This window comes from Reyranella sp. (genome assembly GCF_965279465.1).
Lineage (GTDB): Bacteria > Pseudomonadota > Alphaproteobacteria > Reyranellales > Reyranellaceae > Reyranella.
This window is the reverse complement of sequence record NZ_OZ257242.1, coordinates 2,732,312-2,744,401: the sequence shown is the minus strand read 5'-3', so window position 1 is coordinate 2,744,401 and position 12,090 is coordinate 2,732,312. Positions and strand designations below refer to the sequence as shown.

11 protein-coding genes and 1 tRNA gene are annotated in these 12,090 nt (G+C 66.9%); 5 read left to right on the top strand and 7 right to left on the bottom strand.

The genetic code is table 11. The features are described from left to right. Window positions 1-37: 37 nt before the first annotated feature. Genes ACQY8M_RS13460 through ACQY8M_RS13450 form a run of 3 tightly spaced genes read right to left on the bottom strand, consistent with a single transcriptional unit; the run spans window position 38 to window position 1,485 of the window. Complete coding sequence (locus ACQY8M_RS13460) at window positions 38-814, bottom strand: crotonase/enoyl-CoA hydratase family protein (RefSeq protein WP_428672754.1); 777 nt, start codon at window positions 812-814, stop codon at window positions 38-40. Between the two features lie 2 nt (window positions 815-816). Beyond that, window positions 817-1,275, bottom strand: coding sequence for a MaoC family dehydratase (locus tag ACQY8M_RS13455; protein WP_428672752.1), 459 nt, complete (start codon window positions 1,273-1,275; stop codon window positions 817-819). A 24-nt stretch (window positions 1,276-1,299) separates the two neighbouring features. After that, window positions 1,300-1,485: a zinc-finger domain-containing protein gene (locus tag ACQY8M_RS13450; protein ID WP_428672750.1), complete on the bottom strand. Its 186-nt coding sequence runs from the start codon at window positions 1,483-1,485 to the stop codon at window positions 1,300-1,302. A 25-nt stretch (window positions 1,486-1,510) separates the two neighbouring features. On the opposite strand from ACQY8M_RS13450, the gene ACQY8M_RS13445 reads away from it, so the two are divergent. Then, window positions 1,511-2,530, top strand: coding sequence for an alpha/beta hydrolase (locus ACQY8M_RS13445; protein WP_428672748.1), 1,020 nt, complete (start codon window positions 1,511-1,513; stop codon window positions 2,528-2,530). A gap of 128 nt (window positions 2,531-2,658) precedes the next feature. Here the strand turns inward: ACQY8M_RS13445 and ACQY8M_RS13440 are convergent, their stop codons facing one another. Both ACQY8M_RS13440 and urtA read right to left on the bottom strand, forming a co-directional pair. Next, window positions 2,659-3,039 carry a Rid family hydrolase gene (locus ACQY8M_RS13440; protein WP_428672746.1) on the bottom strand — a complete coding sequence of 127 codons (381 nt, stop codon included), beginning with the start codon at window positions 3,037-3,039 and terminating at the stop codon, window positions 2,659-2,661. Window positions 3,040-3,226: 187 nt separating this feature from the next. Further along, window positions 3,227-4,525, bottom strand: coding sequence for an urea ABC transporter substrate-binding protein (gene urtA / locus ACQY8M_RS13435; RefSeq protein ID WP_428672744.1), 1,299 nt, complete (start codon window positions 4,523-4,525; stop codon window positions 3,227-3,229). Between the two features lie 377 nt (window positions 4,526-4,902). Between urtA and ACQY8M_RS13430 the strand changes: the two genes are divergently transcribed. Continuing rightward, on the top strand, window positions 4,903-7,494 hold the full coding sequence (locus tag ACQY8M_RS13430; protein WP_428672742.1) for an aminotransferase class I/II-fold pyridoxal phosphate-dependent enzyme: 2,592 nt from the start codon (window positions 4,903-4,905) through the stop codon (window positions 7,492-7,494). A gap of 3 nt (window positions 7,495-7,497) precedes the next feature. Here the strand turns inward: ACQY8M_RS13430 and ACQY8M_RS13425 are convergent, their stop codons facing one another. Then, the gene (locus ACQY8M_RS13425) at window positions 7,498-8,493 is read right to left on the bottom strand and encodes a Bug family tripartite tricarboxylate transporter substrate binding protein (RefSeq protein ID WP_428672740.1); all 996 of its coding nucleotides are present in this window, start codon (window positions 8,491-8,493) and stop codon (window positions 7,498-7,500) included. An 87-nt stretch (window positions 8,494-8,580) separates the two neighbouring features. On the opposite strand from ACQY8M_RS13425, the gene ACQY8M_RS13420 reads away from it, so the two are divergent. The 3 genes from ACQY8M_RS13420 to ACQY8M_RS13410 all read left to right on the top strand — a co-directional run bounded on the left by ACQY8M_RS13420 (window position 8,581) and on the right by ACQY8M_RS13410 (window position 11,350). Continuing rightward, a tRNA-Arg gene (locus ACQY8M_RS13420) sits at window positions 8,581-8,657 on the top strand. Window positions 8,658-9,608: 951 nt separating this feature from the next. Continuing rightward, on the top strand, window positions 9,609-10,427 hold the full coding sequence (locus ACQY8M_RS13415) for a MipA/OmpV family protein (protein WP_428672738.1): 819 nt from the start codon (window positions 9,609-9,611) through the stop codon (window positions 10,425-10,427). Between the two features lie 47 nt (window positions 10,428-10,474). After that, complete coding sequence (locus tag ACQY8M_RS13410; protein WP_428672736.1) at window positions 10,475-11,350, top strand: DUF6492 family protein; 876 nt, start codon at window positions 10,475-10,477, stop codon at window positions 11,348-11,350. Here the strand turns inward: ACQY8M_RS13410 and ACQY8M_RS13405 are convergent. Continuing rightward, window positions 11,326-12,051, bottom strand: a complete 726-nt coding sequence (locus tag ACQY8M_RS13405) for an ATP-binding cassette domain-containing protein (protein WP_428672734.1) — start codon at window positions 12,049-12,051, stop codon at window positions 11,326-11,328. The two genes, ACQY8M_RS13410 and ACQY8M_RS13405, sit on opposite strands and share 25 nt — an antisense overlap. Window positions 12,052-12,090 lie beyond the last annotated feature (39 nt).

Genomic DNA, 12,090 nt, shown 5'->3' with positions numbered 1-12,090 from the left:
GCCCCTCCCCGCAAGAAGATAGCGCAAGGACTACCGGCTAGATATTGCCGAAATCCCCGCCCCGGCCTTTTCCGGCGGCGAAGCGCGCGGCGCCCTTCTGCGTCTCCGCGGCGAGCGCGGGCTGGCCCAGCCTGCCCTCATGGATGAGCGCCGCCGGCAAGTCGAGGCTCCACTGCTCGTAGGACGAGCGGCGGTCTGACCGCATGCAGAGCTGCGGGAACTTCGCGATCCCCTCGGCCAACGCCTTGGCCGCAGGGAGGGTTTGGCCTTCCGGCACCAGCCGGTTGGCCAACCCCCAGTCGAAGGCCTCGTGCGCACCGACCTCGCGCCCGGTCAGGATCATGTCGAGCGCGCGGCTGTGGCCGATCAGGCGCGGCAGGCGCACCGTGCCGCCGTCGATCAACGGCACGCCCCAGCGCCGGCAGAAGACGCCGAACTTCGCGCTCTCCGACGCCACGCGCAGGTCGCACCACAGAGCAAGCTCGAGCCCGCCCGCGACGGCGTAGCCTTCGACCGCCGCGATCACCGGCTTGGAAAGCAGGTGCCGCGTCGGCCCCATCGGCCCCGGCCCGGCAGGATCGTGGATCGCCGTGCCAGTCCTCGCCGCCGCGACCTTGAGGTCGAAGCCGGCACAGAACGTCCCGTCGCGGCCGGTGAGGATCGCGACCGACTGGCTCTCGTCCCTGTCGAAAGCGAGGAAGGCGTCGCGCAGCAGGCTCGCGGTTTCCGGATCGACCGCGTTGCGTGCCTCGGCGAAGCGGTCGATCGAGACGATCGTGATCGCGCCCTCGGTCTCGACCGCGACCTTGGCCATGCTCAACGTCCCTGCATCATCCGCAAGGGCGTGTAGACCAGCACGGTCTCGCCCTTCTGGTTCTTCACCTCGTTGGTGGTGCGCACCAGCGCGCGAGTCGGATTCTTCGAGGTCGGCTTGATCTCTGTCACCTCGATCTCGACGTGGATGGTGTCGTTCACGTAGGTCGGGCCCTTGATGTCGAAGCCCATCGACAGGAAGGCGAGCCCGGTGCCTTGCAGCGTGGTCGGGATCACCAGGCCCTCGGCCATGGAATAGACGAGCGCGCCCGGCACGGGATGTCCGCCGCGCATGGGAGCATGGCCGGCGATGTATTCCTTGTTGGTGAACAGCTCCTCGGAAAAGCCGCAAAGCGTCACGAAGTTCAGGAGGTCGGCCTCGAACAATGTCCGGCCATAGGTGGTGAATTTGTCGCCGATCGCGAGATCGCGCCAGTTCCAGCCTTCGCCCAGTTGCTTCATTGTTTGCTTCCTTGCGGCCGGCTCTCAGTGCGCATGTTCTTGTGGACGGGCGCCTTCGCGCAATACGTAGAGGCGGCTGCAGTAGGGGCACTCGACGCGCTTCTCCGCACCGAGATTGAGGTACACTTTGGGATGGCCCAACGGGCCGCCGCCGCCGTCACAGGCTACGCGGTCGGTATCGACGGTGATGGTTTCGAAAGGCTCGGTCACGATCACACTCCTTGGACGTCGGCGGATGATAGCCGCCGCTTCACTCTCGGTCATGCTCGCCGCGTGCTCCCCGGTCGTCGTTCCGGCGGGCGGGAAGGCCGCGACCCCTTACCTGACCGCCGACCGTTATGTCGCAGCCGACGGCACGGCGCTACCGCTCGCCGTCTGGCCGGCCGCCGGAGGCGAGCATCCGACCGCCGTGATCCTGGGCCTGCACGGCTTCGGCGACTATCGCGACGCCTTCGAGGAGCCGGCCAAGATCTGGTCCGCCGCCGGCATCACCACCTATGCCTACGACCAGCGCGGCTTCGGCAAGAGCCCGACCCGGGGCCGCTGGCCTGGTACCGACACCCTGGCAGACGACGCCATCGCCGTCGCCAACCTGGTGCGGGCGCGCCATCCCGGCGTGCCTTTCTACGTGGTGGGTGAGAGCATGGGTGGAGCGCTTGCACTCGTCGCCGCCGACCGCGGAATGGAGGCCGACGGGCTGGTGCTGAGCGCCGCTGCCGTGCGCACGCGCGAATCGCTCGGACCGGTCGCGAGCTGGGGCCTGTGGTTCTTCGCCCACACCATTCCCTGGATGCCGGCCGGCCCGACCTCGATCGACTTCAAGCCGACCGACAACCCCAAGACGATCGAGAAGCTGCAGAACGACCCGCTGATGCTGCGCCAGCCCCGCTTCGACATGGGCTACGGGCTGGTCGACCTGATGGACGCGGGGCGCGATGCGGCCGAGCGAGTGCACGTGCCCTACATGATGCTGCATGGCATGGGTGACCGGCTGGTGCCGACCAACGCGGTGAAGATTGCGATCGAGGTCATGCCGCCGCGCCGCGATTCCAAGCTCGCCTTCTACAGGAACGGCTATCATCTGCTGATGCGCGACAAGGATGGACCCAAGGTCGCGGCCGACATCGCGGCGTGGATGTCGAATCACGAGACCACGCTGCCCTCGGGCGCCGACGCCAACCGCTCGCAGCCCGAGCTCGCCGCGCTTTGGGGCACGAAGCGGTCGCAGCAATCGATCGGAGAGAGTGTCCGATGACGCGAACAACCCGCTTTTGCTGTTCGCCGCCGGCCTGACTCATGGCCGGGAGCGCGGCTCTCCAGAGCCGCTCTTCGGATTACCACTTCCCATGAGCGGCTCTGGAGAGCCGCGCTCCCGGCAAGACTTTACGCCTCGACGACCGCCGTCGATTCGATCTCGACCAGCAGGCCGGGTACGGCGAGCTGGCTGACGCCGACCATCGTGGCGCTGACCACCGAGCCCTTGAGCGCCTTGTCGAGCGCCGTCGAGATTGCGGCCATGTCGCGGATGTCGGTAACGAAGATCGTGAGGCGCGTCAGATCCTTCAGCTTCGCGCCGGCCGACTTCAATGCCGACTCGATCTTGCGCATCGTCACCACGGTCTGCTGTGCGGCATCCTTGCCCTGTACCCGGCCCCTGGCGTCGAGCGAGGTCGTGCCGGAGACGAACACGAATGGTCCGGTCCTCAGCGCGCGAGCGTAGAAGCCCACCACCTCGGTACCGTCACGGAACACCTGCCTGGCCATGACTGCCCTCCGCAAAGATTCGGCCATGCCCATAGCATGTCTTCTTTCGCAAAGGTCACGGTTTCCGCGCCGCGGCACAACTCGACAAGGGCCTTCCCCCTCTACCCTTCGTGCACCTCCCCCGTCTGACGGGGGAGGCTGGGTGGGGGAGAGTAACGCGGCCTCTCTCAGATTGAAGATCAGGATCTCACTGCGAGCGCGAGACCGTGCCGTATTTCGGCGTGGTGCAGCCGCCGCACACCCAGGGCCAGGCCCAGTCGGCGATCTTGCCGGCATTGGCCTCGACATAGGGGCTCCATGCCTTGGGCGGCAGCGCCTTGCTCTGGTAGACGATCGAGAATTGGCCGTCGCCCTGGATCTCGCCGATCATCACCGGCTTGGCCATGTGATGGTTCGATCCCATCACCACCTCGAAGCCCGACGGGGACTTCACCTTCTGGCCGATCATCGCCTGGCGCACCGCATCGACGTTCGTCGTGCCGGCCTGCTGCACGGCCTGGACCCACATGTTGAACAGGATGTAGGCCGACTCCATCGGATCGTTGGTGACCCGCTTGGGGTTCTTGGCATAGGCGCGCCACTTCGCGACGAAGGCCTTGTTGTCGGGGTTGTCGACCGACTGGAAGTAGCTCCACGCCGCCAGATGGCCGACCAGCGGCTTGGTGTCGACGCCGGCCAGCTCCTCCTCGCCGACCGAGAAGGCGATCACGGGAATGTCCTTGGCCTGGATGCCCTGGTTCCCGAGCTCCTTGTAGAAGGGCACGTTCGCATCGCCGTTGACGGTCGAGATCACCGCCGTCTTCTTGCCGGCCGAGCCGAACTTCTTGATCGCGGCGACCTCGGTCTGCCAGTCGGCGAAGCCGAACGGCGTGTAGTTCTCCATGATGTCCTCGTCCTTGACCCCTTTGAACTTGAGGTAGGCGCGGATGATCTTGTTGGAGGTCCGCGGATAGACGTAGTCGGTGCCTTCGAGGACGAAGCGCTTGGCCTCGCCGCCGTCCTTGCTCATCAGATAGTCGACGGCCGGGATCGCCTTGTTGTCCGGCACCGAGCTGCCATAGAAGATGTTGTAGGACGCTTCCTCGCCCTCGTACTCGAGCGGATAGAACAGCAGGCCGTTCAGCTCCTCGAACACCGGCAGCACCGACTTGCGGCTGACCGAGGTCCAGCAGCCGAACACGGCGGCGACCTTGTCCTTGACGATCAGCTCGCGGGCCTTCTCGGCGAACAGCGGCCAGTTCGAGGCCGGATCGACCACTACCGCCTCGACCTTCTTGCCGAGCAGCCCGCCCTTGGCGTTGAGCTCGGCGACCTGCATCAGCATCAGGTCCTTGAGGATCGTCTCGCTGATCGCCATCGTGCCGGATAGCGAATGCAGGATGCCGATCTTGATCGTCTCCTGCGCCTGAGCCGAGCCGACGGCGCCTCCTGCCAAAAGAAAGCTGGCGCCGATCGCCGCCAGCCACGACTTGCATGTGCTTATCATTGCTCTCTCCTCGATGGTCGCGATTGAAAGGAAAGAGAGGTTCCCTGCCTCTCCGCTCATCCATTGAAGGCGTCAGCATGAGCGCAGGCGGTTGGCGGGCTGAGAGCCACGGTCGCAAAATGGCTTGGGGCCAGTTGGCGGGGCGGCAGGACAATGGCAGCGGCCCGATTTGACCAGTAAATGATCGATTACCCTTGGCTCCCCAAAAAATCTGCCGTTTCTCTGGGCCTACGGTGCTTTACCAAGCACGGATCGGTCCAGATATCGCGCCCACAATCGGGCCAGTTCGTCCTCTGGACGCCTCGACTATCAACCAACTGGACCTATCTCGGACCGCGGCTTGGCACCTCTCCTGCAAGATATGCAGCGGCACGCCGATGCAGATACCCCTGCTCCTCGATCGCTCGCGCCCGGCGACGCTGGCCAGTCAGATCGTCGAGCAGCTGCGCGACGCGATCCTGCAGGGCCGCATCGCTGCGGGATCGCGCATGCCCTCCTCGCGCAAGCTCGCCGCGCAGCTCGAGGTGTCGCGCAACACCGTCGTGCGAGCCTATGAGTCGCTGCTGATCGAGCGCTATGTCGAGGCGCGGCCGGCCTCGGGCATCTTCGTCGCGGCCCGTGTACCCGAGAAGCCGAGGCCGCCGGCGGCTCCGTCGCCAGATCCGGCCGGCCAGTGGCCCATGCCCCTGCCCTGCAGCCCGATCCGCGCGCAGGACCTGGTGGCGAAGAACCGCTACCGGCTGGCGTTCGACTTCTTCCCCGGCCGTCCCAGCGCCGCGCTGTTTCCGCTCAAGACCTGGCGCCGGCTGCTGCAGGCGAGCCTGTCGCACGGCGGCGCGATGGGGCTGGCGCAATATTCCGAACCGGCGGGTCTTGCCGTGCTGCGCACGGCGATCGCGAGCCATGTCGCCGCCGCACGCGGAATCGTCGCCGATGTCAGCCGCATCATCGTCACGGGCGGTGTGCAGGAGGGCATCAACATCGCCTCGCGCCTGTTCCTGGGAGCGGACACGGTCGCGGCGATCGAGAACCCCTGCTACCAGGGCGCGCGCTTCGCCTTCGAGGCGTGGGGTGCCGAGATCGCGGCGGTGCCGGTCGACCGTGAAGGCATCATGCCCGATGCCCTGCCGCGTGCCCCGGCGGCACTGATCTACGTCACGCCCTCGCACCAGTATCCGACCGGGCACGTGCTGCCGCTCGACCGCCGCCATGCCCTGATCGCCTGGGCGCGCCGCACGGGCTGCTACATCCTCGAAGACGATTACGATGGCGACTTCTGCTACGAGGGCTCGCCGCTGCCATCGATCGCCGCGCTGGCGCCGGACTGCACGATCCATCTCGGTACCTTCTCCAAGTCGCTCGGCGCGGGCCTGCGGCTGGGCTATGTCGTCGTCCCCGAGCCGCTCGCCGCTGCCGCGCGCAGCGCCAAGGCGCTGCTGAACAACGGCAACGCCTGGCTCGACCAGGCCGCGCTCGCCGAGATGATCCGCAGCGGCAGCTATGCCGCCCATCTCGCGCGCATCCGCGTTCGCTACAAGGAAAGTCGCGACAGCCTGCTGCTGGCGCTGCGCCGCCAGTTCGGCGGCGCGCAGATCAGCGGTGCGGCCGGCGGGCTGCATCTGCTCTGGCGGCTGCCGCCGGGCGTGCCCGACGCTCCGCTGCTCGAGGACATCGCGCGGCGGGCAAAGGTCGGCATCTATTCGCTCGCCAGCGGAGGCGCCTACGATGCGCTCGACACCGATCTCTCGCGGCGCGGCGTCATCCTGGGATACGCCGCGCTGCTGCCGCGGCAGATCGAGCAGGGCATCGCGCGTCTCTCGGAGGCGATCGACGAAGCGCTCGAGCTGCCGAGCGCCCACCTCAGGACCGCGCCGGGCAGCGGTGCACATCTGGCCCCGCGCTTTGCGCAACAACCGGCTCTACGCGTCGCGCCGGCTGCTCGGGCAAGTTCTCGCGCCGACGATCAAGCCGAGAGCCGCCCCTCCATGCCCGCCGTGAGTCACATCTACCGCTATCCGATCAAGGGGCTGAGCCCACAGCCCGTAACCGAGGTCGTTCTTCAGGCCGGGCGGCCGTTTCCGCACGACCGGCTGTTCGCTCTCGCGCGGCCGCGCAGCCCGATCGACATGCAGGTCGCCAAATGGGCCAAGAAGGGCCTGTTCGTCATGCTGATGCTCGACGAGACGCTGGCCCAGGTCCGCACCCATCTCGATGTCGAGACGCTCGACTTCACCGTTCGGCAGCAAGACCGCCAGCTCCTCTCCGTCAATCTCGGCAGCGAAGCGGCGCGCGGTGACGTCGAACGCTTCTTCGAGCAACTCGTGCCGACGCTGAACGGCGCGCCGCGCCTGGTGCGGGCCGAGACCGGCGGTCACTTCATGGACAAGCCCGACAACGTGGTGTCGCTGATCAACCTCGCCACCGTCCGCAGCCTCGAGGAGCAATGGGGCTTCGAGATCGATCCGCTGCGCTTTCGCGCCAACCTCTACATCGACGGCGTCCCGCCGTGGGAGGAGTTCGATTGGGTCGGCCGGGACATCGTCGTCGGAGAGGCGGTGATGCGGGTCGACCGCCGCAACGGCCGCTGCGGCGCAACCAATGTCAATCCGGCGAGCGGCCGACGCGATCTGGACATTCCCGGCTCGCTGCGTGCCGCCTTCGGGCACAAGGATCTCGGTGTCTACCTGGTGGTGCGCAAGACCGGGAGGATTGGCGTGGACGACCCGGTGATGACGCCGAACGATGCCATCCAGCGCCGTCCCAACGCGACCGTGCCGCCGGCACCTGCAATCCCGCGGCGACGCTTCATCTGCCGCGGCTGCTATTACGTCTATGAGGAGGATGGTGTCCTGCCCTCCCGGGACAGGCAGCCCGGCACGACCTTCGCCGGCCTGCCGGAGTCCTGGCGATGTCCCGATTGCGGCACCGACAAGGGGAACTTCCGGCCGCTCGTACTGAGCGCCGGCTGACGGTCAGGAATCGGCGGTGAAGCCGATCTTCTTCACGATCGGGCCCCAGTTTTCGTAGTCGGCCTTGAGCCGCTCGGCCAGCGCCTCCGGTGTCGAAGACCTTGCCTCGAGCCCCATCACGGCAAGGCCGTCGACCACGTCCTTCTGGGCGAGCGCCGCGCGCAGGGCGATGTTGGCGTTCATGATCACCGGCGCCGAGGTGCCGCCGGGCGCGAAGAAGCCGAACCATTCGCTGAAGTACATGTCCTGCAGCCCCTGCTCGATGTAGGTCGGCACGTTGGGCGCAAAGCGGCTGCGCGTTTTGCCCGAGACGCCGAGGATGCGGATCTTGCCGGCGGCGGCCTGCTGCAGGAACTCTCCGACCGGTCCCGACACCGCCTGGACCTGGCCCGCGACCAGGTCCTGGATCGCCGGCTGCGTGCCGCGATAGGCGATGTGCTTCAGCTCGATGCCGGCCGACTGGCCGAGCAGGACGCCGATGAAATGCGGCACGGAGCCTGCGGCCGGCGAGCCGAAGTTCGCCAGGGTCGGGTTGGCCTTGCACCAGGCGAGGAAGTCCGGAACCGTCTTGACGCTCGCCGGCACCGCGGGACCGACGGCCCACGCGAAGTCGAAGGTGCAGGCCATCGTTATGGCCGTGACATCGACGAAGGGGTCGTAGGCGAGCTTCTTGTAGATGTGCGGATAGATCATCAGCATCGAGGCCGGCGTCTGCAGGATCACGCTGCCGTCGGTCGGCGCGCCCTTCATCGACTGTATGGCGATCTGACCGCACGCCCCCGCCTTGTTCTCGACCACGGCAACCTTGGCATAGCTCCCGCCCTTCAACCCCTCGGCCACCCGCCGGCAGAGCGTGTCCGACGTGCCGCCCGGCGGGAATCCGGTGATGATCTTGACGAGATCGAGCGCCTGGGCCGAGGCCCGGCCGGCGCCGAGCGCGGCCAGCAGGGCTGCGGCGCCGGAGGCTTGCAGCAGGCGGCGGCGGGTATCATGCGACATTGTGCGGTTTCTCTCCCAGGGATGGCTTGACCCCACTGTAGCCAATCGTTGCGGCAGAAAGCACCCTCCGCTATGGTCCGCCGCGCCGGACCCGTAGCTCAGCTGGATAGAGCGCTGCCCTCCGAAGGCAGAGGTCGTGAGTTCGAATCTCGCCGGGTCCGCCATTTTCTACCATGTTTTCAGAGACTTACGAAGAGCGCGTTTTGTTCTAGCTGCGCTCCGATTTGCCACGGAAGCGCTGCGGAAGCAGTCGGATGCGTGTCGTAGCGTCGTGAAGTGTACGGCGTCGCAAATTGCCGACGACTCGCACGTCAAGTCGCGTCGTGAAGATGCGCGCATTCGGTTGATCCGACCGAATCAATCCCCGCCCAGATGCGCAGGAGCCGGACCCGCGGACATCAGGAGGAACGAACTAAAGATAGGGAAGTTGCCCTCGGCGTAGGTTCAAATCGGGGGCCCGCATTGATCTCAACTTGCGACGTGCCGCTGCCGACAATGGTCTGGCGCTAGCGAGCCGTTGCGGGCTGTTTCGCACGGCAGCGTAGCAAAGCGCTGAAACTCAAGCAGCTTTACTGCTTCAAGCAGCGACGTAGGCTCAGGACGTGGGCCGCATAAGGATAGTACCGCTCCCACCGTTCCGTCTGCAACCACTTGCCCACGCTTTCTTATTTATTAGTGCAGGATCCGGACGGACTTTGCCGACAGGCCCCTCGGCACCGCGCAAGACCTGCCCCACGACGGCGATCGGCGTCGATGGGTGTGATCTGCGGCCCTGTCGCCCAGTTCCCTCACGCCGGCGTTGCGGCGGTGTCTCGACGTTGTTCATGCATCCAAGAAGGTTTCTCCCGGCGGGTCGTAATGGTCGGGAAAGCCAGCGTTAGCGGCTTGGCAGCGAAACGCCGCGCACACGCAATAGAACGACAAAATCTCCGTCGCGCCAAAGCATTCCGCGGAACGCCGACGGTGACCGGTCGCAAGTACATTTGTTTCTGTCTGTTTCTGAAAGCCTTCTCGATACCTTCAGTGACAATCGAGCCGGCTCGCTGTCGCCTCGTTGCCCTCACCGTATGCCATACCGGGCGGCATCGAAGCGCCGCGCGGGAGCCCATGGCATCATGACTGTTCAAGCAAAACTTCTGCTGGCCGCCAGCGCCTCAGTGGTCTTCCTCGCGGCGGCCGTCTCGCCGGCCGCCGCCCAGCCCATGAACGACCCGTTCGCGACCCGGAGAACGGGCAAGGACTGGGCGGTGACGCTGGGCGTCGGCGGCGCGCTCACGCCCACCTACGAGGGCAGCGACACCTACACCGTCATTCCCGTGCCGCTGGTCAACGTCGTCTGGCGGGACATGGTCGCCCTCGATCCCTTCGGCCTCAATGCCTACTGGCGCTTCGACGGGCTGCAGGTCGGCGGCGGCCTCACCTTCAATCTCGGCCGCACCCAGAGCGGCGGGCTGTTCTCTCCGGGCAACTGGCGGCTCAACGGGCTGGGCGACATTCCGGCGGCGCTGGGCGTGCGCGGCTTCGCAAATTACAAGCTGGGCCCAGTCATGCTGGGATCGACCCTGACCAAGTTCCTGGCCGAGGGCAACAGCGGCTTGCTGCTCGACGCCAGCCTCGCCGTGCCGTGGCGCATCGACGATCGGCTCACGGTCATGGGCCGGGTCTTCGCGACCTGGGCCGACGCAACCTACATGCAGACCTACTTCGGCGTGAACGCCCTGCAGTCGATTAACTCCGGCTATGCGCCCTTCGCCACGACCTCCGGCATCAAGAACGTGGGGCTCGAGGTCAGGGCAAGCTATCGGCTGTCCCCGAGCTGGATGGTCTCGGCCAATGCCCGGGTCTCCCAGCTCGCGGGGTCGGCCGCGGACAGCCCGATTTCCGTCTCCGACACGGGCTTCACGCTGCTGACGACGATCGGCTACCGTTTCTGAGCGCCCCGACGGCGATGGGGATTGCGCCGGCACCCGGCCGCTCCTCGATGTTCTCCGACGTTCGCCAGGCCATCCTGCCGCTGGCCCTGCGCCGCAAGGGCCGCGACGACCTGGAACGCGCCGGCTTCCTGGTCGAATCGCTGGGCCGCCACTGGCGCGACCCTCAGCCGCTCGAGCTGCTGATCGTGGCGCCGCCGCGCGATGTCCAGCGGCTGCGCATGGCCATGCCGCGCGCGGCGAATGTCGAGGTCACGGTGCGCACCGAGAGCGACTTCTTCACGGCCTTCAGCCCCTTCCACGTCATGCCGGGCTGGTTCCGCCAGCAGGTCATCAAGCTCCACATCCCGGCGCGGCTCGGGTTCGGCGGCTATCTGACGCTCGACTCCGACATCGTCTGTGTCGGCGACTTCGACGCCAGGACATTCGTGCGCGATGGCCGCGCGCTGTCCCGCTGGGAGCCCAAGAGCGGCCAGGACTGGTGGCGCCATGTCGCCGGCGTCGTCGGCGTGCCCTACGACCGCCACGGCCATGGCCTGTCGGTCACGCCCAACATCCTGCACGGCGATCTCGCCGCCCAGGCCCTGGCCCATGTCGCCCCTGGCGCCGCCGATCCGACCGCCTCGCTCTGCCGCTGGATGGCGCGCAAGCTGGGCAGCGTGGCCTGGACGGAGTATTCGCTCTACACCAGCGTGGCGGAGCTCAAGGGCAACCTGCTGGCCTATCACCAGCATTGGGACACCTGCTACGGCGGCGACGTCCATCTCTTCTCGGACCGTTCCTGCGTCTGGGAGGCCCATGACTTCGACGGCCTCGCAGCGCTACCCCACGGCAGCGATCCGGGTGGCAAGTTCATCGTCGTTCAAAGCCACGCGCGCATTCCCATCGAGCGGGTGCGCAGCTACTGCTTGAGATTCGCCGGATGAGCGGGGACGCGAACTGCGACGGCTGAGTCTGCCGGCCGGCAGCCGACGATCCGGCCGTCCTCCATTTCGAGGATCCTGTCCGCGAGGTCGAAGACGCGGTTGTCGTGCGTGACCATCAGCACGGTCATGCCGCGATTGCGGGCTACCCGGCGCATGAGTGCCACGACGTCATGGCCGGTCTGCCGATCGAGCGCCGCCGTCGGTTCGTCGGCGAGGATGAGCGGCGGCTCGGCCACCAGCGCCCGGGCGATCGCCACGCGCTGGCGCTGACCGCCGGAGAGCTGGTCCTGGCGCTTGGCGGCGTGATCCTCGAGGCCGACGACCGCCAGCATGCGCCGGCAGCGTTCGTCGGCATCGGGCGGCAGTCCGCGGCCCTGCGCCTCGAGCCCCATGCGCACGTTCTCGAGCGCCGTCAGGGAGCGATGCAGGTTATGCGCCTGAAAGATGAAGCCGCAGTTTCGCCGGTTGGCGATCAACCCCGCCTCGTTCGCGCCGGCGAGTTCCCTGCCCACCACGCGGACCGACCCCTGCTGCACGGAGCGCAGGCCGCCGACCAGGGTGAGTACCGTGGTCTTGCCGCAGCCCGATGGGCCCATCAGGAAGACGACCTCGCCTTGCGGGATGACGAGACTGAGGTCGAACAGCACCTGACGCCGCGTGTCGCCAGTGCCGTACCAGTGCGACAGGCCCGAGAGCGCCACGGCGGGTTCTCGTGCATCCGGTGGGACCGCATGCTCTTG